This window comes from Ensifer sp. GW101-20A05, from assembly GCF_059424735.1.
Genome location: NZ_JBWKZT010000011.1, coordinates 180,052 through 201,235, shown reverse-complemented (window position 1 = coordinate 201,235; position 21,184 = coordinate 180,052). Strand labels below are relative to the sequence as shown.

Sequence of the window (21,184 nt, the reverse complement as noted above, 5' to 3'; positions counted from 1 at the left end):
GCGCCTCTCTCGTGTCCCGAGGCGGATGTATCCGTTCTTCGGACTTCGGCGTCGAGTCCTGGGGCTCGGGACGGCGGACGGGCCGTGGTTTGGGATCGCCCTTCTTGGGCGGAGGAACAATTTTCTCAGTCATAAACTCGTTGCTCGCGCTTTCCACTGCAAAACCGGTCGACATAAGTAAAGTTCCCCTCGGATCGAACATCTGACGGCCGCTGAGGCGTACGACTAATTATGGAACTTCCGTATCTATCGGAAACATCCGGAAATTGCCTGTGAAGGCATGAACGGCGAAAAAACGGAAGGGATTGGACGCAGCCCTTGCGGCCTTCGCCTATACTGACGGCCCATGCATGATCTCGACATCCACGTGGAGTCGATCGCCGCCCGTCTACTCCTGGCTGTCCAAACGCGGCAAAGACCCGCTCAGCATAAAGGCCGAAGAGGTTCGCTACTTCTGACAACCTAGCCCCCAGCTTGATTATGTGGGCGCCGAGAGAGCGTTCGGCGCCCATTCCATCGACGCCGGACCCCTCGGTCGCGAAGGAAAGAGCATCAATAGCAAGTGCGTGCGTGACGCTGGGTCGTCTAGGACGCCTCAACGATCGGAATGAGCACTTGCCTGAGCCGTGCCAGTTACCGACGCAAAGCTGACGTTGGAAGATCAGTTTTTAGGCACACCCTCTGGCCTCAGGTATTTTTTCAGCGCCGCAATGCGAAAGATTGCATTGGCGGCTCCGTATCCGCGATACCCGCGCCGCTCGATGATTTCAAAGAAGAATCCTTCGCCGTAGGTCGGACTGTAGAGCTGGAAATATTCACCGTTCTCGTCCCGGTCATAAAGGATGTTCTCGGCCCTCAGCCGCTCGACAAGTTCCGCGTCGAGCCCGAAGCGCGCCTCGACGTCATCGTAGTAGTTCGGCGAGATCGGCAGCGCCTTGAAGCCGTTTGCACGCAGCGCCTCAGCCGTTGCGAAGATGTCGCAGGTGGCAAAGGCAATATGCTGCACACCGGAGCCGAAGGTCTCGGCGATGAAGTGGCCCGCAAGCGTGTTGCGGTTCTCCGCGCCGTTCAACGTCAGGCGCAGCGTCCCGGCATCATTCTCAACGACCTGGCTGCGAACAATGCCGGCCGGATCGACGATGTCGATCATCGGCGTCTTTCGCACATCGAGCAGCGATGTGTAGAACAGCAGCCAGGTCAGCATCTCCTCATATTTGACGGTCTGGGCAATGTGATCGATGGTCGTCAGGCCAGCTGGTATCGCCGCTCCCTTGTCCGGCACCGGATCGAACTCAATCTCCCAGATCCTGGCGAGGTCGGATCGCTCGTCGAGGAAGTAGATGATCCCGCCGCCAACACCGTGGATCGCCGGAACCAGCAATTCTCCTGGGCCGACTGGCTGTTCGAAGGGTTCAGCGCCAAGCGCCCGGGCTCGCTCAGCAGTCGCTTTGGCATCGTCGACCACGAGGCCGAACGCATAGGCGGACGTGCCGTGAACCAGATAGGAAGCGTTGGCGAAGCCTTCCCGCTCGGTGTTGATCACCAGATTGATGGAGCCTTGGCGGTAGACCACCACCTGCTTGGTCCGGTGCTGCGCCGCTTTCCTGAAGCCGATGGTGACGAGCAGCGCTTCGAGCTCGCCCGCCTCGTCCTCCGAGGCGCTGAACTCCACGAAGGCCACTCCCTTGACGTCGACGCGCGGGGGCATCTCAGGAACCGACAGGCGGACGTCCGGCTCGGCGCGCTTCACCTGGTCCCCGAGATAGATCAGCGAGCGGTAGCCGTCGACCGCGATGGCATTGGCGTTACCGCCGCGAAACTGGTCGTTGAAGATTTCAAGCGACAGATATCCATCATAGCCGGTCGCCGCCACCGCGCGGGTAAAGTCGGTCACCGGCAGGTCGCCCTCGCCCGGCATATTGCGAAAGTGCCGGCTCCAATAGAGCAGATCCATGTCGATCAGCGGAGCATCCGCAAGCTGGACGATGAAGATTTTCTCCTTCGGGATCGAGCGGATCGAATTGATCTCGATCTTGCGCGACAGGGTATGAAAGCTGTCGAGGATCAGGCCTATGCTCGGGTGATCGGCGCGCCGGACGATCTCCCAGGCATCGCGATGGTCGCTGATATGGCGCCCCCAGGCGAGCGCCTCGTAACCGACGCGCAAGTTCCGCTTCGCCGCCCGCTCGCCGAGTTCGCAAAAGTCGGCGGCTGCCCTGTCGATGCCAGCCACTGCCGCCGGCGACACGTTCGAGCAGACGAGCACCAAGTCGGTGCCCAACTCCTGCATCAGGTCGAACTTGCGCTCGGCCCTGTCGAAAGTCCGGGCTCTGAGTGGCTCCGGCATACCCTCGAAATCACGGAACGGCTGGAACAGACTGATCTCCAGGCCAAAGTCGCGCACCATTCGGCCGACCTCGCGCGGGCTTTCGTCGAAGGCAAGGAAGTCGTTCTCGAATATTTCGACACCGGCAAAGCCCGCCTTGGCGATGGCGCGCAGCTTGTCCTTGAGATCGCCGCTCAGCGAAACCGTTGCTATCGAGGTCTTCATGTTTCTGTCCTTGCTGGAACTTCCGGCGTCAGTGTCAGCCGGTCATGGCCTTGAAATGGTTGAGCATCCGCGCTGCGTCCGGCTCGAGCCCGGTAAACAGTCGAAAAGCGCCGACCGCCTGGAAGACGGCCATTCCTCCCCCATCGAGCGTGCGGCAGCCGCGCCGTCTCGCCTCCTTGAGCAGCGCCGTTTCGAGCGGGAAGTAGACGATCTCGGCGACCCAGTGGCGCGGATCGAGAAGGTCACCGTCGAGCGGCAGCCCCGGATAGTTCGCCATCCCTGTCGGCGTGGCGTGAATCAACCCCGACGCCGACCGCATTGCAGCCGCAAGGTCCGTGCCGGCTGAGATATCCGCCTCGGGGAACAGGGCGGTCAGCATCTCGGCAAGCGACTGTGCCCGCTCCGGCTCGCGGTCGAAAACCGCTAGACGTTTCAGGCCGAGCGAAAGTGCGGCATAGGCCGTTGCAACGCCGGCGCCGCCTGCTCCAAGCTGCACGGCGAAGGAAAGGTCGGCATCCGGCAGCCCCCGCCTGAAACCTTCGGCAAAACCCCACCAGTCGGTATTGTGGCCATGTCGCCGCCCTCCCTTGAGCACGACAGTATTGACGGCGCCAAGCCGCTGCGCGTCAGGTGCGAGATCGTCAAGATGCGCAATGACCGCCTGCTTGCATGGATGGGTGATATTGAGGCCCGCAAATCCCTGCCGTTCAGCATCGGCAAGCAGACGCGGCAGGTCGTTTTCCGTCGCGTCGATTTCGCGAAGATCGATCAGTTCGTACACATAGCGGAGCCCTTGAGCCGCGCCTTCGGCCATGTGCATCGCTGGGGTCAGCGACGCTTGAATGCCTGCGCCGATCAGACCGGCCTTCAAGGGTCTTACAAGCGTTTCGGTCATGATTTGCGTTTCCATCCTCAAAGCCCGCAAGTACGGGCAGCCAGCTTCCGGCCCGCCGTGACTTGCGGGCGGGCCGAAGACTTCGCACCCTGTTACTGGCCCCGTGCGGCACCAATCTCCTTGAACAGCGCCTGAACCGTCTCAGCGCCAATCTCGGCACTGAACTTCTCGATCACCGGCTTGACGGCATCACGCAGCTTCTGCGTTTCCTCCGGACTGAATTCGCTGACTTCCATGCCGGTCTTGCGAATTTCCTCGAGAGCTGCGGCGTCCGCGTCGCGTGACACCTTGCGCTGGTAGTCGCGCGCTTCGGTCGCGGCCGCCTCAAGGACGGCCTTTTCCTCGTCATTCAGCCCATCCCAGAACTTCTTACTGACGAGCACGATCTGCGGATTGTATTGGTGACGGGTCAGCGTCATGTACTTCTGCACTTCGTAGAACTTGGCGTTCATGATGTTTGCGGCCGGGTTCTCCTGCCCGTCGACCGTCCCTGTCTCGAGCGCGGTATAGAGTTCCGTGTAGGGCAGCGGCACGGCATTGGCGCCGAGCGTGTTGAAGAGTTCGATCGGGATGGGCGACTGGATCGTGCGGATCTTCAGACCCTTGATGTCCTCGAGCTTCGTCACCGGATGGCGATTGTTGGTGAGATTGCGAAAGCCGAGTTCCCAATAGCCGAGACCGATAAGGCCGGTATCGGGCAGAAGCTTGAGGAGACTGTCGCCGAAAGCACCGTCCATGACCTTGTCCGCCTCCGCACCACTGTCGAAGAGGAAGGGAAGGTCGACGGCGCCGAACTGCTTGACGTTGTTGGCGAGGATGCCGGCGTTCAGCACCGTCATCTCGATGACGCCGCCCTGCAGGGCCGAGACAGTCTGGACGTCGCCGCCGAGCGTGCCGCCCGGGAAGAGCTTTACCTCGATCTTGCCGCCGCTCTTGTCCTTCACGAGTTCGGCAAACTTCTCCATGCCGGTCACCTGCGGGTGACCCTTGTTGTTGGCCGAAGCGAACTTGATCGTCTGATCGCGGATCTCGGCAAGCGTCGGTCCTGCCGTCAGCAAAGCGAGCGGCAGAGCAAGGCCCAAGGCCAGTTTCGTCAATTTCAACATGTTCTCCTCCCAGATTTGGCCGGTAGTTCCGCCGGCCGTGTTGAAGCTTGAAGTTTCGGTCAGTGCCCGAACCAGGTAACCGGAACGGTCACCAGCGCGGGGAACAGGACAAGCAGGAACAGGACGATCAACTCGGCGACCAGGAAGGGCAGCACGCCCTTCATAAGGTCTTCCATCGACAGTTTCGAGACGCCACAGATGACGTTCAGAACCGTGCCGACGGGCGGCGTGATCAGACCGATCGAGTTGTTGATGATGAACAGGACACCGAAGTAGACCGGATCGATTCCCGCCTGCTTGATGATGGGCATCAGCACCGGCGTCATCACGAGGATGGTCGGCGTCATGTCCATCGCAGTGCCGACGAGCACGATCAGGACCATGATTGCAATCAAGAGAAGCGTCTGGTTGTCCATCAGCGGCTCGATCAGCGAGGCAAGCGCACCGGGGACGTCGGCCACCGTGATCAGCCAGGCGGAGACCGCGGCACAAGCGACCAGGAACATGACGACGGAGGTGATTTTTGCCGCCGACACGAAGACGTGAAAGAGCTGTGCTGGCGGCAGTTCGCGATAGACGACCATGGCGACGAAAAGCGAGTAGACGGCAGCAACAACGCCGGCCTCGGTTGGTGTAAAGACCCCGAACTTCAGGCCGACGATGATGATCACCGGCAGCATCAGCGCCCAGATGCTGTCGACGAGCGCCTTGAGCCGCACGGTGCCGCTCTGCCTTGGCGGCAACTCGAACTGCTCCTTGCGGGCAACGATCAGCCAGGTGATGCAAAGGGCCGCAGCGATCATCAGCCCCGGGAAGATGCCGGCGAGAAAAAGCTTGGTGATCGAGACGCCACCAACGACGCCATAGAGGATGAAGCCGATCGACGGCGGTATGATCGGTCCGATCACCGAGGCGGAGGCGAGCAGCCCGCCAGCGCGCGCTGCGTCATGACCGCTCTTCAGCATCATCGGCAGGAGTAGCGCTCCGAGGGCAGCCGCGTCCGCGACGGCCGAGCCAGAGAGGCTTGAAAGAATACAGGCGGCGAAGATCGCCACAAAGCCGAGACCACCACGAATATGGCCGACCATCGCCAGCGCCAGCGCGACGATGCGCCTGGAAAGCCCGCCTGTGTTCATGACTTCGCCTGCGAGCAGGAAGAAGGGCACGGCCATCAGCGGAAAACTGTCAGCACCATTCAAGACGTTCTGCGCCACGATTTGTGCGTCGAAAAGACCGAGGTAAAGCATCAGCGCCACACCGCTGAGGATGAGTGCAAAGGCGATCGGCACACCGAGCGCCATGGGTCCAAGGAGTGCACCGAGGAAGATCGTAACGGTCATGGCCAGCTCCTCAGCGTTTCGCGGAAACGGGATCGAACACCGGCTCGGGAAGATCGTCGAGGGCCAACTCGTCCTCGCTCTCGCGCACGAGTTCGGCCGTTGTCACGTCGATGCGGCCGGTGGCGATCGCCAACGCGTCGGCAAGTAGGATCAGGAAGGCAGGAATGCCGAAGGCGAGACCGGCGCCGTAGAAGAAGCCCATCGAAAGCCCGGTCGCCGGTGCACCGACGTGGAGATTGATCAGCGTCTGCGCCCAACTGCCGCTGATCATCAGCCAGGTCGCATAAAGCATCAGCGCATGGCCCAGGAGCACAGCAATCTTTGCCGCGACGGGTGGCAGACGTTTGATGACCGTATCAACGCCGAGATGACCGTGTTCGCGCATGGCGACGACGGCGCCAAGGAATGTCAGCCAGACGAAGAAGATGCGTGACAGCTCTTCGGAAACCGTAATCCCCTGATTGAAGGCATAACGCAGAACGACATTGCCGAAGACGAGGACAACCATGCCGGCGAGCAGCACGGCAATCGCCACCTTCAGCGCGAAGAAATAGAAATCGATGATGCGGGTCATGCGCTCCTCCCAAAGCAGAGTGCCGTCTTTGCGCCCGAGCGTTGTATCGGCTTCGGGATGCGCATCAGGGGCACGGGGCGACCACGCCCTCCTCCAGGCGTAATCGCTCATAACAAAATGTACGAACTAGTACGTATGTCAAGAGGAGTCTCTTGAAAGACCCCTGCAACCTCAATATGACTTTCAATGGAGGCGAGATGACGAGTCCTGTGGCCCGCCCGTTTCGAATTGGTTTTATTGAGAAAATTTCGGTTAACGCCGGAGGAGTGACGACGAAAGAATGGCGGGGCGGGCTGAGGCAAGTCGGAAGAACGATCCGGAACGGACCAAGGAAGACATCCTTGTCGTCGCCACGGAGGAGTTCTCGACGCATGGTCTGGCTGGCGCGCGGGTCGATGCCATCGCGGAGCGGACCCGCACCTCCAAACGCATGATCTACTATTATTTCGGAGGCAAGGAGGGACTTTACCTCTCCGTGCTGGAGCGCGCCTATCGCAAGATCCGCACACTTGAGGAGGATTTGAAGCTTGCAAGCCTTGCGCCGGAAGAGGCGCTGCGCACCCTCATCTCCAGTACGTTCGACCACGACGAGGCCAATCCCGATTTCGTGCGATTGGTCAGCATCGAAAACATCCACCACGCCGCACATATGCTGCGTTCGGAAGCGATCCGCGATCTGAATGTCTCGGTCATCGAGACGATTGCCGGCATTCTGGAGCGCGGTATCGCTGAAGGCGTATTCAAGCGAAAGGCCGACCCGATCGACGTGCACATGCTGATCAGTGCCTTCTGCTTCTTCCGGGTCTCCAACCGCTATACGTTCGGCACGATCTTTCGCCGTGACCTCTCAGAGCCACATACGATCGGCAGGCATCGGACCATGATCGCCGACGCCGTTGTTAGCTATCTCAAAGAAGCGGACGGGAATGCGCTGGTGCGTCCCTGAGCCACTGGCAAGGGCCAGCCGGAAAGTCGCATATCGAAGCAACCCACGCGCTATAGGGCGGTCAGTATCTGCCCTCAGTCCGGCAAACGCCGTTCGGTATCTGCGTCGAAAAGATGAATGCTGGCGGGTGCAAAGTTCAGTCCGACCCGATCGCCGGCTTGCGCCTGCGATCGCCCGTTGAAGACTACCGAAAGCTCAGGCGTCGTTGCCATGGTCAAGAAGCATGTCGCCCCGGTCGATTCGACCAGCGCCACCTGTACCGAGACAACGCCCTCATCCGCCGGGGCAAGCTCGATGTTCTCCGGGCGCAAGCCAACGACCAAGGCCCGCCCCGGCTGCACGGCGCGTTCGAGAGAGACCGTTTGCTTCATACCGAGATCGAGAATGATCGACCGGCCATCCGGACCGCCGACTGCTGGCAGAAAATTCATGGCCGGAGATCCGATGAACCCGGCCACAAACTTGTTGTCCGGCCGGTCATAGAGCTCAAGCGGGCTGCCCTGTTGTTCGATGACGCCATCGCGCATGATGACGACATGGTCCGCCATCGTCATTGCCTCGACCTGGTCGTGGGTGACATAGACCGAAGTGGCACCCAAACGGTCGTGCAACGCGCGGATTTCCTTGCGCATATGAACGCGAAGCGCTGCATCAAGATTGGAAAGCGGTTCGTCAAACAGAAACGCCTTGGGATGGCGGATGATCGCCCGGCTCATCGCCACCCGCTGGCGCTGACCGCCGGAAAGCTCACGCGGATAGCGTCCGAGCAGGTTCGTAAGCCCGGTCACTGCAGCGACTTCATTGGCCGCCTTCTTGCGGTCAGCCTTGGCAACGCCCTTGATCCGCAGGCTGTAGGTGAGGTTCTCCTCGACCGTCATGTGCGGATAGAGCGCATAGGATTGGAAAACCATCGCCACGTCACGCTTGCGCGGCGGCATCGCGTTCATGACCTCGCCGGCGATTTTCAGGGTGCCGGACGATATGCTCTCCAGGCCGGCCAGCGACCGCAGCAGTGTCGACTTCCCGCAACCGGAAGGGCCGACAAGCGCCGTGAAGCTGCCTTTGCGGATCGAGAGCTCGATGTCCTTCAATGCATGATAGGCACCATAATACTTGTTGACGTTGGTCAGTTCGATCTGGGCGGTCATTTGAGCGCTCCCGAGGTAAGGCCAGAGACGATGCGGCGTTGCAGGAGGACGAAGATGGCGAGGATTGGCGTCACGTAGATCGCCGCATAGGCCATGATATTGTTCCATTCGTTGGTGTTCGGTCCCATGAAGGAATTCAGTCCGACACTTGCCGGCTGCAGCTCCACCGCCTGGATCATCGACTTCGAATAGACGAACTCTCCGAACGCCTGCATGAAGATCAGGATGGCGCTGACAAGGATGCCGTTTCGTGCCAGCGGCAGGACGATGTTGAAGAAGGCGCCAACCCTCGAGTTGCCGTCAACGAGGGCGGCTTCCTCCAATTCCTGCGGCACGCTCATGAAGGTCGCGCGCACCAGAACCACGAAGAACGGCATGCTTTTCGCCGCGATCGCAAGGATCACCGCAAGGCGGGGATAATTGAGCAGCCCGATCTGAGAGAAACCCACGAAGATCGGCGTGACCATCAGTGAGGCCGGAAGCACCTGCAACATGAGAATGAGGAAGAGCCCGATATCGACCCAAATGTTACGATAGCGCGCCAGCACATAGGCGCAGCCGACACCGAGTACGGTGATGACACTGACCGCTCCGCAAGCGATGACCAGAGAATTCCAGATGTACCGGCCCATGTTGCGGCCTTGCCAGACGTTGCCGAAGATCTGCCATTGGGGATCGGTCGGCCAGAAGGTCGGCGGAGTGGCAAACATCTCCGATCCCGATTTGATCGTGGTTATGTACATCCAGTAGAGGGGAAACAGATAAATGCCGGCGAGGATGATCGCGATTGCGAGCAGCAGACGGTCGCGGGTTTGATGGCTCATCCGCGCACCTCGTGCCGTGTGGAGCGCACGTAGACGACTGAGGCGATCATCACGAAGACGATCATGATCACCGAAATCGTCGCGCCCTTGGCGAAATCGTACTGTCGGAACGACAAATCCCAGGCCCAGTATTGTGTGACGTTCGAAGCATTGTTCGGTCCTCCCGAGGTGATGGCGGCGAAAAGATCGAATTGCTGCAGCGTGAAGATCAGACCGAGCGCGATGATGGCCCCGATGGACGAGCGCATCATCGGCAAGGTGATCGTCCAGAAGCGCTGCCAGACATTGGCGCCGTCCAGTTCGGATGCCTCATAAAGATCCCGTGGGATCGACGACAGGCCAACGGACAGAAGGATCATGTTGAAAGATGTGCCGAGCCAGATATTTGCGATGATGACGGCCCAGAGCGAAAAGCCGGGGTCCGAGCGCCAGAAGATATTGCCGTCGATGAGGCCGGTTTCACGCAGGATAAAGTTGAGCACGCCAAAGTCGCCCGAGAGGATCCAGTTCCAGATCGCACCGACCACAAGACCGGGCATCACCCAGGACACTAGGAACAGACCCCGCAGCCACGAGGCGCCCGGAAAATTCGTCCAGAAGAACAATGCCAGGCCAAAACCTACAAGAAACTGACCCGCGATCGAGGCGACGACGAAGGTCGCGGTATTGACCAGGATCGGCCACGTTTCCGGCTGAGCGAACAGATCACGGTAGTTCTTGAGGCCGACGAAAGGGCGCCAGAAGCTCCCGAGGCTGAACATGTCGACCTCCTGGAGGCTCATGGCGATATTGTAGAGTAGCGGAAGACCGGAGAGCGTGAGCAGGAACGCGAGCGGCAGGCCGACAAGGCCGATATCGAAGCCGCGACCATCGATCATGCTGGATAGAAAGCGTTTCATGAGCTCCTCCGCCGCCAAGGCGCCAGCATATACCGCTCGCACAACCCGGCCTGCAAACTAGAACGACCAGAAGCACGCCGGCCTCGCCGGCATGGTTTTGCGGTTTTTCCGCCCGAGCGCCTCAAGCGGATTAAGCGCTTGTGAAAGGCGGCCGGCTGTTCCGGTCCGTCCGGAAGCCTGCAGGCCGCCTTGCCAGAAGCTTTAGCCAAGGACTGCCTTTATCTTTTCAGCCGCCTGGTCGAGGGCATCTTTCGACGTCATCTGCCCGGTCAAGGCCGCCTGGATTGCGTCCTGGATGGCCTTGGAGATCTTCGGCCATTCCGGATGGGGTCCACGGGGCTTTGCGAATTTGAGCTGCTCGATGAAGACCTTGAGGGCCGCGTCCTTCAGCGGCACACCAGTCTCAGGGATGGCAATATCGGATCGAGCGGGCAGCTGTCCGAAGTCCTTGAACATGCGGACGTCCTGGGAGGCGAAGTATTCGAGCACCTTGAACGCCTCGGCGGGGTGCTGCGTGTTGGAGAAGATCGCCCAGTTGAAATCGCCCATGGCCGACGAACGCTCCGCACTGGCCTCGGGCACCGGCAGCAGCGCCACACCCCAGTCGAACTTCGCTTCGCTCACCATTCGGTCGAGCTCCCACGGACCGGAGATCGCCATGGCGGCATTGCCGGAGTTAAAGGTGCCGGTCGAATCCCACTGTCCGCGGGTCAACGTATCCGGCGAGGCCAGTTTCTCGGTTATGATGGTTTTCCAGATGTCGAGCGCCTTGACGGCACCTTCCGAGTTGATGTGCTCGTAGCTGCCGCCGGCCATCTGGACCCAGGGCAGGAACTGGAATGTCCCCTCTTCATTGGCCTTGGCCGAGAAGGCGAGCCCGTAGACGTTCGCCGAAGGATCCGTCAGCTTGCGAGCCGCATCGACCAGTTCATCCCAGGTCTGCGGCGGCTTGCTCGGATCGAGCCCCTTCGCCTTGAACATGTCCTTGTTGTAGTAGAGCGCAATCGTGTTCGTCGCTTTGGGAAGGCCATAGTTCTTGCCGTCCCACATGGTGGAGGCAAGAGGTCCCGGAAAATAGTTCGAGGTCTTCACCGCGGTCGACTTTGCGATCATGTCGGTTAGATCGAGGAAGGCGCCGCGTGACGAAAAGAGCGCATGTTCCGGATTGTCGATGGCGATGATATCGGGTGCCTGCCCGGTCGAATAGGCACGCATCGCCTCACTGACGACATCGTCGAACTGGATCTGGCGATATTCGACCTTGATGCCCGTGTTCAGCTTGTTGAAGTCCGATATCAGGTTCGGTGCGGGCTGGATGTCGCGATCGAGCGACCAGACGTTGATCGTGACATCTTCCGCCTTGGCTGAAAGTCCAAGCAGAGAGACACCTGCAAGGGCGAGAGCGCCCAGGATTGCGGATCCGCGGATAGCCATTTTCTCCTCCTTTGGTTATCCCGATGCCGGCATCCTCCATGCCGGCCGACATGCACGTCTCAGGCCGGGTCGATGACGAAGTCGCCACCCCGGCAGGTCTTAAGGTAATTCAGGCCATGGACCTGGCCGGTCATCTCCAGTTCGTCGCGATAGACCGGGTCATGCCAGCCTTCGATATCGATCGAGCCGGACCAGCCGGCCAGCCGAAGTTCGGAAATCACGTCGGTCCAATTGGTGTCGCCGAAGCCGGGCGTGCGCATGAAGACGAATTTCTCCTTGCCGAAGATCCCGTGTTCGCGGATGACGTCCCAACGGATCGTGGCGTCCTTGCCATGCACGTGAAAGATCTTCTTTGCCCATTTGCGGATCTGCGGCAGCGGATCGATCAGATAGACCATCTGATGGCATGGTTCCCATTCGAGCCCGATATGATCGTCCGGCGTCTCATTGAAGATCAGCTCCCAGGCGTCCGGATTGTGCGCGATGTTCCAGTCACCGCTCTGCCAGTTGCCGTCCATGGCGCAGTTTTCAAAGGCGATCTTCACGCCCCTGTCGCCTGCGCGCTTTGATAGCTCTGACCAGATTTTCCGGTAGCGCGGCAGACTGTCGGTCAGCGGCTTGCCGCGAAGACGGCCGGTGAAACCGGCGACGCAGGTGGCGCCGAAGTGGTGGGCGTTGTCGATGCAGTCTCGCCAGCCCTGGAGGGTCTGTTCGTCAATCTCTGTCGTCTCCAGCGGATTGCCGAACATGCCAAGGGTAGACATGGTGATGTCGCGGTCGCCGATTGCCGCCACGCAACGTTTGCCAAGTTCGGCAAGATCCTGGCCGTTGGTCGTCTGCCAGAAGAAGGGCTCGAAACTCTCAAAGCCCATGTCGGCGATCTGGCCGATGCGCCTGTCGGCGCCGCCCTTGGTGGCCGAGATCATCGTGCCGATGCGAATGGATTTGCTGGGGTTGGTCAAAATGGGCTCCCTAGGCTGCAATGGTAACGCGTTTGCCCTCGCGCGCGCTGTCGATCGCGCCGAAGACCATGGCAAGGCTCTTGATGTTGTCGCTGCCGTCGGTTTCCGGCACGGTTCCCGCATCGATCGCGCGGATGAAACGCTCGATGACGCTCGTGTGGCCGTTGGTGTCGGCACTGTCTTCGGCCTCAGGCACTGCGATCGCCTCTACGGCACGCAGGAAACCTTCGCTGCCTGTGACGACATTGGCCTCAAAGCGCTCGCCGCCATCCCAAAGCAACGTGCCCTTCGAACCTGTTATGCGCCACGCGCTTTCCCAGCTCGTGTTCGCGCCTTCAGCACACCAGGAACCGCGATAGGTGAAGGCAACGTTGTCGGAAAACTCGAAGATCGCATTGGCGGCGGCGCCATGGCGATACCAGGAACCCTCAGGATTGTATTCGTGGCAATAGACCGCGAGCGGTTCCTTGCCGGACATGAAGCGCGCTGCGTCGAAGGTGTGAATGGCCATGTCCAGAAGCAGGACATTGTCCATCTGCTCGCGAAATCCCCCGAAATGCGGACCGAGGAAGAAGTCGCAATGCAACGCCGTCAGCTCGCCCAAGGCGCCGGACTGGATGAGGCGACGGATGCGACGGACACCACCGATGAAGCGGCGGTTCTGCACGATGGCGTGAACGCGCGAGGCCGCGGTCGCAAGCCGGCGCAATTCGCGCGCCTCATCGAGCGTGGCGGCCATCGGCTTCTCGCTCAAAACGTGGCAACCATGCGCAAGACCGGCAGCGACCACCGCGCGCCGCGCCGCAGGAACGACGATGTCGAAGAGCAGGTCCGCCCGGCTTCCGCGAAGAACCTCCGTCAGGTCCGTACCGATCAGGATGTGGCCAAGGTGGAATTCTGCGGCGAGCGCGCCTGCGGTCGCCTGATTAAGATCCACAAGGCCGACAATCTCTACCTTCTCTCGAAGAACTTTGCTCTGCGTCAGAGCTCTTAGCCACCCTTTGGCCATAGCTCCGCACCCGCACAAAACGGCCCTGTGTCTCACGTGATTTCCTCCAAGAAACGGAAGCGGCAACTCCTCAATTGGCTTCCGTAAACGTTTACGATACTATGCGGCAACGGGTTTTTATGTCAAGAGGTGAGAAAATGACCAATCGCGGGTCTGGGGAGGAACGCGGAAAAATGAAGGGGATTCGCGAACTTGCCGAACACCTCGATATTTCTATCGGCACGGTATCGCGCGCGCTGAACGGCAAGCCCGACGTCAACGAGGAAACCAGAAAAAGGGTTCTTGAAGCAGCAGAATCCCTTGGTTATGTCGCCAATCAATCAGGCCGTGCGCTCAGGAAGGGCGCGACCGGCGTCATCGGCTTCATGATGCAGACCGGCTCCGAAATTACCGGTCAGGGTGACACCTTCTTCATGAGCGTCTTCGACGGTGTTCAGACCGTCTTTGCCCGTCACAAGCTCGATCTTGTTGCCCTGCTCTGCTCCTCCGAGGAGGATCCCAACGACTATTTGAAACGCGTGGTTGCGCGTGGGTTTGCCGACGGCATCATTCTTTCGGCGACCCGGCGCCACGACGCTCGTTTCGAACTGTTGGCCAAACGCAAGATCCCGTTCATCACGCTTGGACGAAGCTTGACGGATGTCGGTCAGCCCTGGCTTGATCTCGATTTCGAGGGCATGGCCGAGGCGTCCATCGATCGGCTCGTCTCCCGCGGCCACAAGCACATCGCCGTTACACGACCTCACGACGACATGAATCTCGGCTACGTTTTCGCGGATCAGTGCCGGGCGACCCTCGCCCGACACGGGCTTCACCTCGACGAGCGTCACGTTTTTCGTTCAACCCCGAACGAGGCGGGAGGATACCAGATCGCCCGCGAACTGAGCGCGCTTGAGGACCGGCCAACGGCAATCGTGCTCATCAACGAAGCAATCACTGTCGGCCTTTATCGGGGGCTTGTCGAAGCCGGGATAAAGCCCGGGCGAGACATGGCGATCATCGGACGCCAAAGCCCGCATTCGCAATTCCTGTCGCCCCGTCTGACATCCTTCAGTCTGTCGCTGCGCGACCTCGGGATTGCGCTTGCCGAGTCCCTGCTTGCAACGATGCCAGCCTTTGCAGATTACTACCCGGCGAGGTCTGAGCGATTTCTCTGGCCCATGGCTCTCGTCCCCGGCGAAAGCGATTGAGCAACATTCGATCTTAAGGATATAACCACACCGCAACCCAACGCGGATGGACCAGCATCACGACAAGCCATACTTACGGATCTTGTCATGCAGGGTCGCCTTCGGCACTAGCAATTCCTCGCTGACGCGGGCTAGGCTGTTGCCGTTGCGGCCGAGGGCTTCGGCGATAAGGGCACGCTCGAAGGCTTCGACGGTTCGCGCCAGCGGCCGAGGGGCGGTGCCTGTCGCCCCACCAAAGGGCGGGAAGCCGGCTGCGATCCCCAGCACGCAGCGCTCGGCGACATTGCGCAACTCGCGCACGTTGCCGGGCCAGTTGTAAGCGAGCAGACATCGCGTGCGTTCGGCGTCAGGCGCGAGCACGGGGCGCTCGTGGCGTGATGCAGCCTGCAGAGCAAAATGCTCGAACAGGAGACCGATGTCCTCGCGCCTTTCGCGCAAGGGCGGCAAGGGCAGTGTCGCGACGTTCAGGCGATAATAGAGATCAGCGCGGAATTCGCCTTTTTCGGCAAGTACTGCCAGATCGACTTTGGTCGCAGCGATGACACGGCAGTCGACGAGGATCGGGGTGTTTGACCCGAGACGCTCGAGCGTGCGTTCCTGCAGCACCCGGAGCAGCTTGACCTGCATGGCCATCGGCATGCTTTCTATCTCGTCGAGAAACAGCGTGCCGCCATTGGCGTGCTCGATCTTGCCGATCCGGCGCTTGGCGGCGCCGGTGAAGGCTCCAGGCTCATGGCCGAAGATTTCGCTGTCGAACAGGTTCTCAGGCACGCCGCCGCAATTGATGGCGACGAAATTGCCGCTACGCCTTGGGCTCGCATCATGCAGGCAGCGCGCGACGAGCTCCTTTCCGGTCCCGGTCTCGCCCTGAATCAGCACGTCGGCTGCGCTATTTCCAAGCTCGCCGATGAGATGGCGTACGCGCTCGATGGCAGCAGAATCTCCGATGATGCGGCTGGCGGTCGATTGCCTGTTCTCAAGTCGCGCGCGCAATTCGCGCACCTCCAGCGTCAGCGTGCGTTTTTCCAGCGCCCGCCGCACAATCTCAACGAAATAGTCGGGCGAGAACGGCTTCTCGATGAAGTCGTGCGCTCCGTCCTTCATCGCCTGGACCGCCAGAGAAACATCGCCATGGCCAGTCATCAGGACCACCGGCAGGTCGCGATCCTGCCGTAGGAGGTCATGCATGAGAGCCATGCCGTCATCGCCCGGCAGGCGGATGTCGGTGACGACGACACCCGGAAAATCCGCAGCAACGAGCTGCCGTGCCTTTTCGGCACTTTCGACCGCCAAGACCGCCATGCCTTCGAGCTCGAGCGTCTGCTGACAGCCGAGCCGGACGTTCGGTTCGTCCTCGACGATCAGGACCTTGAGGTGGTCGCCCATGGCGTTTCTCCGATATCGGCTGCGGGAAGAGCGACGGTGAAAACCGCGCCGCCCTCGGGATGGTTCGCCCCCGACAGCGTTCCACTGAAATGGTGCACGATTTCCAATGAAATGGCCAAGCCGAGCCCCAATCCCCTGTTGCTTTCCTTGGTCGTGAAGAATGGCTCAAAGAGGTGCTCGCGCACGTCTTCCGGCAGACCCGGCCCATTGTCATGGACCTCCACGATCACGCGCGTCGCCTCGCGCCGGCCGCGAATGCGCAACATGGGTGCCGCAATGCCCTCGATCGCATCCAGCGCATTGGCAATCAGGTTGACCATGACCTGCTCCAGGCGGTTGGCGTCGCAGAGCGCCGTCATTTCCGCCCCAATCTCGGTGGTTATGGTCACGTTTGCGCGGCGCAGGCGCTGGGCGAGCAGGAACAGCGCGTTGTCGACGGCGCGTCGGACATCGACCGGGCCCGGCATGCCGGAGGATTTGCGGGCGAAGGACTTGAGCTGGTTGGTGAGCGTGCCCATGCCATCGACGATGCTGCCGATGCGGTCCAGATTGCTTTCGGCGGTCGCGATGTCGCCGCGACGGAGGAATTTGACCGCATTGCCGGAAAGCGTGCGTAGCGCTGCCAGAGGCTGATTTAATTCATGGGCAAGGCCTGCGGAAATCTGACCGATCGTTGCCAGCTTGGCAGCATGGACGAGCTCGTCCTGCGCCGCGCGTAGCGTCCGTGTCCGCTCCTCCACCTTGCGTTCGAGTTCGTCATGGGCGCGCTGCAACGCCTCTCGCGCCCGCAGCCGGTCGCGCAGATGCCGCCGCCGCTGGTCGAGCAGCACCAGCAAGATGCCGACGAAGGCACTGGCGATCGCCGCCAGCGCGGCGCGTGTCCAGGCGATAGCCCTGACCTCGCCGGCGGGCGAGAGCACGGTCAGCGACCAGCCAGTGTCGCCCATGGGAGCAGTCTGCGCCAGAAAATTGCCGGACAACTTGGAGCCGCCGTCGACGTCCGACGGCAGAGCAAGCCGCACGAGGACAGCATTTTCATCGAAAGCCTCCTCACGCGTCAGGCCGAGCGAGGGAAGCGGGCGGGCGTTATATTGCAGGCTGCGCTCCAGCCGCCGCCTTTCTTGATCCGGCAACGGGCGCAGCGTCGTGAATTTCCAGGATGACACTGACGCGAGGATGACGACACCGTTCTGATCAGTGACGATGACGGGCACTTCGACGGTCGCCCAGGACTGCTCCAATTGTTCAAGACTGACCTTGACCACGGCAACGCCTACAACCTCGCCATTCGCGAGCAACGGCGAAGAGAGATAGTAGCCCGGCTCGCCGCGGGTGATACCGATGCCGAAGAGCCGGCCGGGCCGGCCCCGCATGCCATCTGTGAAGTAGGAGCGGTAGGACAGGTCCTCTCCGATAAAGCTGTCAGGTCGGTTCCAGTTGCTGGTAGCAACCACATGTCCTTGCCGGTCGAGCAGATAGATAGACAGCGTGCCCGCCCGGTGGTTGAGCTGTTCGAGGTAGCGGTTGACGGTGTCGGTGAGCGGTTTTCCGCGCGCGACCAGGTCGATTACGTCCCGCTCCAGTCCAAGCGTCGCAGGGAAGTAGGCGTATTTGTCGATCTGCCTGTTCAGGCTGGTGGCGTAGACTTCGAGGCGTTGGGTTCCCGTTCTTTGCAACTCAGCGAGCCCCAGGTTCTCGCTGACGCGAAAGCCGGCAATGCCGGCGGCAAGCGCAATAGCGACGAGGCCGGGCAGCAGCAAACCGTATTTGCGAATGAAAGAGGCGATCGACATGGGAACGAATGGAAGCGGATGCACACGCCGCAACGGTGTTGTTGTTGATCCGGCTCCCTACCACATCCGATGAGACCGAGCGAGCGTGCGGGAAACTGCCCGCCTTCTCAAGGGAAAGCGGGCAGACTGTCCTTGGGCGTCCTGCTATTCGGCTGCGGCCAGTCTTCCGCGTGTGCGCTCTTCCGTTCCGTCAGGAATGTCGAGCGCGTTTTCCCACTTGGCGACAACTGTGGTGGCAATCGCATTTCCGAGCACGTTGGTGGCGGTGCGCCCCATGTCGAGGAAATGGTCGATACCCATAATCAACAGCACGCCCGCCTCCGGCAGGTTGAACATCGGCAGAACGGCGGCGACAACGACCAGCGCGGAGCGCGGCACACCGGCGATGCCCTTGCTCGAAACCATGAGGACCAGCAGCATGACGATCTGCTGTTCCATTGTGAGCGGCAGGCCGTAGGCCTGCGAGATGAAAAGAGCGGCAAAGGCTGTATAGATCATCGAGCCGTCGAGGTTGAACGAATAGCCGAGCGGCAGAACGAAGCCGATGACACGCTCCTTCACGCCGAAGTCTTCCAGCTTCTCCATGACGCGCGGGTAGGCCGCTTCGCTGGAAGCGGTGGAAAAACCGACAAGCATCGGCTGGCGCACTTCCCTGACCAGTCGGAACACGTTCGCGCCGAGCACCAGGAATCCTGCGCCGACTAGCACGGCCCAAAGCACGACGAGCGTTGCGTAGAAGCTGCCGACGAACTTGCCGTAGACCATCAGGATGCCGAGACCCTGGACGGTGACGACGTTGGCGACGGCAGCAAAGACGCCGACCGGTGCGAAACGCATCACATAATCCGTCACCTTCAGCATGACCGGGACGGCGCCTTCGATGACCTCGATCAGGGCTCGAGCCTTCGTGTCCTTCAAGCTGCCGAGGGCGAGACCGAAGAATACCGAGAAGACGAGAATCTGGAGGATCTCGTTATTCGCCATCGCCTCGAAGATGTTGCGGGGGAAGACGTGGGTGATGAAGTCCTTGAGATTGAGCGAGGAGGTCTTCAGGTCAGCAGAGGCCGAGACATCGGGCAACGGCACGCCAACATTGGCGCCGGGCTGGAAAAGATTGGCGAAGACGAGGCCGATTGCCAGCGATGCGAGCGACGCCATCAGGAACCAGCCGAGCGCCTTGCCGCCGATACGGCCGACGGTCCGGGCATCGCCCATGCCAGCCATGCCGGCGACGAGGGTCGTGAAAATAAGCGGCGCTATGATCATCTTGATCAGCCGCAGGAAAATGTCGGTCACCATCGCGAAATAGCCGGCGATATCCTTCGCCACGGCCGGGCTGCCCGAGAGCACGTTGCAGCCGTAGCCGACGACAACCCCCAGGATCATTGCGATGACGATCCAGGTCGTCTGCTTGTTTATCTTCATGATAATCTCCTTCCTCCCCCGCCCGGTCCATCCGGGCGGTTTTTCAGTCAACAGATGGGTGGTTCAGCTGCGCGCCGTGATCGGGCGCGGCTGGGTCAGCGCCTCGGGGCGCAGGACTTCGGCGAGCGCTTCGGCGGTCATCAGCCCGCGCGCCTCCACGAGTTCGGCGACACCCTTTCCGGTTCGGTGCGCCTCCGCCGCGACTTCGGTCGCATTGGCGTAGCCGATGATGGGGTTGAGCGCGGTGACGATGCCGATCGAACCCAGCACGCTCGCCTCCAGGCGCTCGCGGTTCGCGGTGATGCCGTCGACGCACTTGTCGGCGAGGATCAGGCATCCCCGGCTGAGGTGGCCGATGCTCTTGAACAGGCTGTGGGCGATGATCGGCTCGAAGGCGTTGAGCTGCAATTGGCCCGCCTCGGCCGCAAAGGTCACCGTCAGGTCGTTGCCGATCACCTCGTAGGCGATCTGGTTGACGAGTTCAGGGATCACCGGATTGACCTTGCCGGGCATGATTGAGGAGCCAGCCTGGCGCGGCGGCAGGTTGATCTCCCCGAAGCCCGCCCGCGGTCCGCTGGAAAGCAGGCGAAGATCGTTGCAGACTTTGGAAAGCTTGACCGCCACGCGCTTCAAGACGCCCGACAGCTGGACGAAGCTACCGCAATCCTGTGTGGCTTCGATGAGATTGGGCGCAGTGATCACGGGCACGCCGCTATCCTCCGCGAGCAACTGGCAAACCAGAGCCGCATAATCGGGATGGGCGGTGATGCCCGTGCCGATGGCAGTCGCGCCGAGATTGATCTCGCGGATCAGTAGTGCGGCTTCGCGCAGCCGCTGCTCGTCCTCGCCAAGCATCACCGCGTAGGTGGAGAACTCCTGCCCCAACGTCATCGGCACTGCATCCTGCAGTTGGGTCCGCCCCATCTTGAGGATGTCGTGGAATTCGTCTGCCTTGCGTTCGAAGGCTGCGCGGAGATAGGCCATTGCATCGATCAGGCGGAAGATCCCGCTGTAGGTCGCAAGCTTCAGCGCCGTCGGATAGACGTCATTGGTTGACTGGCCGAGGTTGACATGTTCGTTCGGGTGCAGGCGCCGGTAGTCGCCGCGGGCGTGGCCCAGGAGCTCAAGCGCCCGATTGGCGATGACCTCGTTGGCATTCATGTTGGTGGACGTACCGGCTCCTCCCTGGATCACGTCCACCACGAACTGTTCGTTGAGCGCGCCGGCCTCGATTTCGTGGCAGGCGGCAACAATCGCCTCGGCCCTCTCGGCATCGAGCTGTCCCAGCTCCATGTTCGCCCGCGCCGCCGCCATCTTGATCTGCGCGAGCGCGCGGATCAGATCCGGATAGTGTGAAATCGGAATGCCGGTCACCGCAAAGTTTTCGACGGCGCGCAGCGTGTGAACGCCGTAATAGGCGTCCGTGGGGACCTCACGGTCCCCGAGCAGATCATGCTCTGTACGGCTCAAGGCAACAGTCATCGGGCGTTTTACTCCTCTCCATCCACCCGCTGCCGAGCGAGTGTCACCTGAAGAGAGCAACAGGCGTGCCAATTCGAGCGGGCCCGAGCCGTGCCGCTAAGTCATTGAAGTCAAACGTTGCGGTTTGCCGAGCCGTTGGGCAATGTTCGGATTTCCGAATGGAGAATAGCTTGCGCGTTCGGTGTTCCGAATGATCCAACCCCATTTAGTGACGCCACCG

At 60.9% G+C, this 21,184-nt stretch carries 17 protein-coding genes; 2 read left to right on the top strand and 15 right to left on the bottom strand.

Translation table 11 applies throughout. The features are described 5' to 3' along the window. Positions 1-661 precede the first annotated feature (661 nt). From AC070A_RS24630 to AC070A_RS24610, 5 genes are all read right to left on the bottom strand, one after another. On the bottom strand, positions 662-2,551 hold the full coding sequence (locus AC070A_RS24630) for a bifunctional sugar phosphate isomerase/epimerase/4-hydroxyphenylpyruvate dioxygenase family protein (protein WP_057255175.1): 1,890 nt from the start codon (positions 2,549-2,551) through the stop codon (positions 662-664). Between the two features lie 34 nt (positions 2,552-2,585). Then, positions 2,586-3,446, bottom strand: a complete 861-nt coding sequence (locus AC070A_RS24625) for a shikimate dehydrogenase (protein ID WP_057255532.1) — start codon at positions 3,444-3,446, stop codon at positions 2,586-2,588. 92 nt (positions 3,447-3,538) lie between these two features. Continuing rightward, on the bottom strand, positions 3,539-4,552 hold the full coding sequence (locus AC070A_RS24620) for a TRAP transporter substrate-binding protein (protein ID WP_113133404.1): 1,014 nt from the start codon (positions 4,550-4,552) through the stop codon (positions 3,539-3,541). Positions 4,553-4,611: 59 nt separating this feature from the next. After that, positions 4,612-5,892, bottom strand: a complete 1,281-nt coding sequence (locus AC070A_RS24615; RefSeq protein ID WP_057255173.1) for a TRAP transporter large permease — start codon at positions 5,890-5,892, stop codon at positions 4,612-4,614. Positions 5,893-5,902: 10 nt separating this feature from the next. Continuing rightward, positions 5,903-6,466 (bottom strand): TRAP transporter small permease, encoded by a 564-nt coding sequence (locus AC070A_RS24610; protein ID WP_113479321.1) that lies wholly within the window; start codon positions 6,464-6,466, stop codon positions 5,903-5,905. A gap of 280 nt (positions 6,467-6,746) precedes the next feature. Here AC070A_RS24610 and AC070A_RS24605 point away from each other — a divergent pair, with 280 nt between their 5' ends. Beyond that, positions 6,747-7,412 (top strand): TetR/AcrR family transcriptional regulator, encoded by a 666-nt coding sequence (locus AC070A_RS24605; protein ID WP_057255171.1) that lies wholly within the window; start codon positions 6,747-6,749, stop codon positions 7,410-7,412. A gap of 74 nt (positions 7,413-7,486) precedes the next feature. Here AC070A_RS24605 and AC070A_RS24600 read toward each other — a convergent pair whose 3' ends face one another. The 6 genes from AC070A_RS24600 to AC070A_RS24575 all read right to left on the bottom strand — a co-directional run bounded on the left by AC070A_RS24600 (position 7,487) and on the right by AC070A_RS24575 (position 13,724). Further along, complete coding sequence (locus AC070A_RS24600; RefSeq protein WP_057255170.1) at positions 7,487-8,560, bottom strand: ABC transporter ATP-binding protein; 1,074 nt, start codon at positions 8,558-8,560, stop codon at positions 7,487-7,489. Further along, complete coding sequence (locus tag AC070A_RS24595) at positions 8,557-9,384, bottom strand: carbohydrate ABC transporter permease (protein ID WP_057255169.1); 828 nt, start codon at positions 9,382-9,384, stop codon at positions 8,557-8,559. Before AC070A_RS24595 ends, AC070A_RS24600 begins: the two co-directional genes overlap by 4 nt. Further along, complete coding sequence (locus tag AC070A_RS24590; protein WP_057255168.1) at positions 9,381-10,283, bottom strand: carbohydrate ABC transporter permease; 903 nt, start codon at positions 10,281-10,283, stop codon at positions 9,381-9,383. Before AC070A_RS24590 ends, AC070A_RS24595 begins: the two co-directional genes overlap by 4 nt. A gap of 201 nt (positions 10,284-10,484) precedes the next feature. Further along, on the bottom strand, positions 10,485-11,717 hold the full coding sequence (locus AC070A_RS24585; RefSeq protein ID WP_113479322.1) for an ABC transporter substrate-binding protein: 1,233 nt from the start codon (positions 11,715-11,717) through the stop codon (positions 10,485-10,487). Positions 11,718-11,776: 59 nt separating this feature from the next. After that, positions 11,777-12,679, bottom strand: coding sequence for a sugar phosphate isomerase/epimerase family protein (locus AC070A_RS24580; RefSeq protein WP_057255166.1), 903 nt, complete (start codon positions 12,677-12,679; stop codon positions 11,777-11,779). A 10-nt stretch (positions 12,680-12,689) separates the two neighbouring features. Further along, entirely contained in the window at positions 12,690-13,724 is a 1,035-nt protein-coding gene (locus AC070A_RS24575) for a Gfo/Idh/MocA family protein (protein WP_113133400.1), read from the bottom strand. A gap of 137 nt (positions 13,725-13,861) precedes the next feature. Here AC070A_RS24575 and AC070A_RS24570 point away from each other — a divergent pair, with 137 nt between their 5' ends. Next, the gene (locus AC070A_RS24570; protein ID WP_057255164.1) at positions 13,862-14,878 is read left to right on the top strand and encodes a LacI family DNA-binding transcriptional regulator; all 1,017 of its coding nucleotides are present in this window, start codon (positions 13,862-13,864) and stop codon (positions 14,876-14,878) included. Positions 14,879-14,935: 57 nt separating this feature from the next. Here AC070A_RS24570 and AC070A_RS24565 read toward each other — a convergent pair whose 3' ends face one another. From AC070A_RS24565 to aspA, 4 genes are all read right to left on the bottom strand, one after another. After that, positions 14,936-16,264 (bottom strand): sigma-54-dependent transcriptional regulator, encoded by a 1,329-nt coding sequence (locus AC070A_RS24565; RefSeq protein ID WP_057255163.1) that lies wholly within the window; start codon positions 16,262-16,264, stop codon positions 14,936-14,938. Then, entirely contained in the window at positions 16,240-18,057 is a 1,818-nt protein-coding gene (locus AC070A_RS24560) for a sensor histidine kinase (RefSeq protein WP_057255162.1), read from the bottom strand. Before AC070A_RS24560 ends, AC070A_RS24565 begins: the two co-directional genes overlap by 25 nt. 144 nt (positions 18,058-18,201) lie before the next feature. Next, on the bottom strand, positions 18,202-19,482 hold the full coding sequence (locus AC070A_RS24555; RefSeq protein WP_057255161.1) for a dicarboxylate/amino acid:cation symporter: 1,281 nt from the start codon (positions 19,480-19,482) through the stop codon (positions 18,202-18,204). Positions 19,483-19,545: 63 nt separating this feature from the next. Continuing rightward, positions 19,546-20,964, bottom strand: a complete 1,419-nt coding sequence (gene aspA, locus AC070A_RS24550) for an aspartate ammonia-lyase (protein WP_057255160.1) — start codon at positions 20,962-20,964, stop codon at positions 19,546-19,548. Positions 20,965-21,184: the final 220 nt, after the last annotated feature.

Bases quoted from the DNA above. Each gene is read 5' to 3' on its own strand.
- AC070A_RS24630 (WP_057255175.1), bottom strand. From the start codon at position 2,551: ATGAAGACCTCGATAGCAACGGTTTCGCTGAGCGGCGATCTCAAGGAC.
- AC070A_RS24625 (WP_057255532.1), bottom strand. From the start codon at position 3,446: ATGACCGAAACGCTTGTAAGACCCTTGAAGGCCGGTCTGATCGGCGCA.
- AC070A_RS24620 (WP_113133404.1), bottom strand. From the start codon at position 4,552: ATGTTGAAATTGACGAAACTGGCCTTGGGCCTTGCTCTGCCGCTCGCT.
- AC070A_RS24615 (WP_057255173.1), bottom strand. From the start codon at position 5,892: ATGACCGTTACGATCTTCCTCGGTGCACTCCTTGGACCCATGGCGCTC.
- AC070A_RS24610 (WP_113479321.1), bottom strand. From the start codon at position 6,466: ATGACCCGCATCATCGATTTCTATTTCTTCGCGCTGAAGGTGGCGATT.
- AC070A_RS24605 (WP_057255171.1), top strand. From the start codon at position 6,747: ATGGCGGGGCGGGCTGAGGCAAGTCGGAAGAACGATCCGGAACGGACC.
- AC070A_RS24600 (WP_057255170.1), bottom strand. From the start codon at position 8,560: ATGACCGCCCAGATCGAACTGACCAACGTCAACAAGTATTATGGTGCC.
- AC070A_RS24595 (WP_057255169.1), bottom strand. From the start codon at position 9,384: ATGAGCCATCAAACCCGCGACCGTCTGCTGCTCGCAATCGCGATCATC.
- AC070A_RS24590 (WP_057255168.1), bottom strand. From the start codon at position 10,283: ATGAAACGCTTTCTATCCAGCATGATCGATGGTCGCGGCTTCGATATC.
- AC070A_RS24585 (WP_113479322.1), bottom strand. From the start codon at position 11,717: ATGGCTATCCGCGGATCCGCAATCCTGGGCGCTCTCGCCCTTGCAGGT.
- AC070A_RS24570 (WP_057255164.1), top strand. From the start codon at position 13,862: ATGAAGGGGATTCGCGAACTTGCCGAACACCTCGATATTTCTATCGGC.
- AC070A_RS24565 (WP_057255163.1), bottom strand. From the start codon at position 16,264: ATGGGCGACCACCTCAAGGTCCTGATCGTCGAGGACGAACCGAACGTC.
- AC070A_RS24560 (WP_057255162.1), bottom strand. From the start codon at position 18,057: ATGTCGATCGCCTCTTTCATTCGCAAATACGGTTTGCTGCTGCCCGGC.
- AC070A_RS24555 (WP_057255161.1), bottom strand. From the start codon at position 19,482: ATGAAGATAAACAAGCAGACGACCTGGATCGTCATCGCAATGATCCTG.
- aspA (WP_057255160.1), bottom strand. From the start codon at position 20,964: ATGACTGTTGCCTTGAGCCGTACAGAGCATGATCTGCTCGGGGACCGT.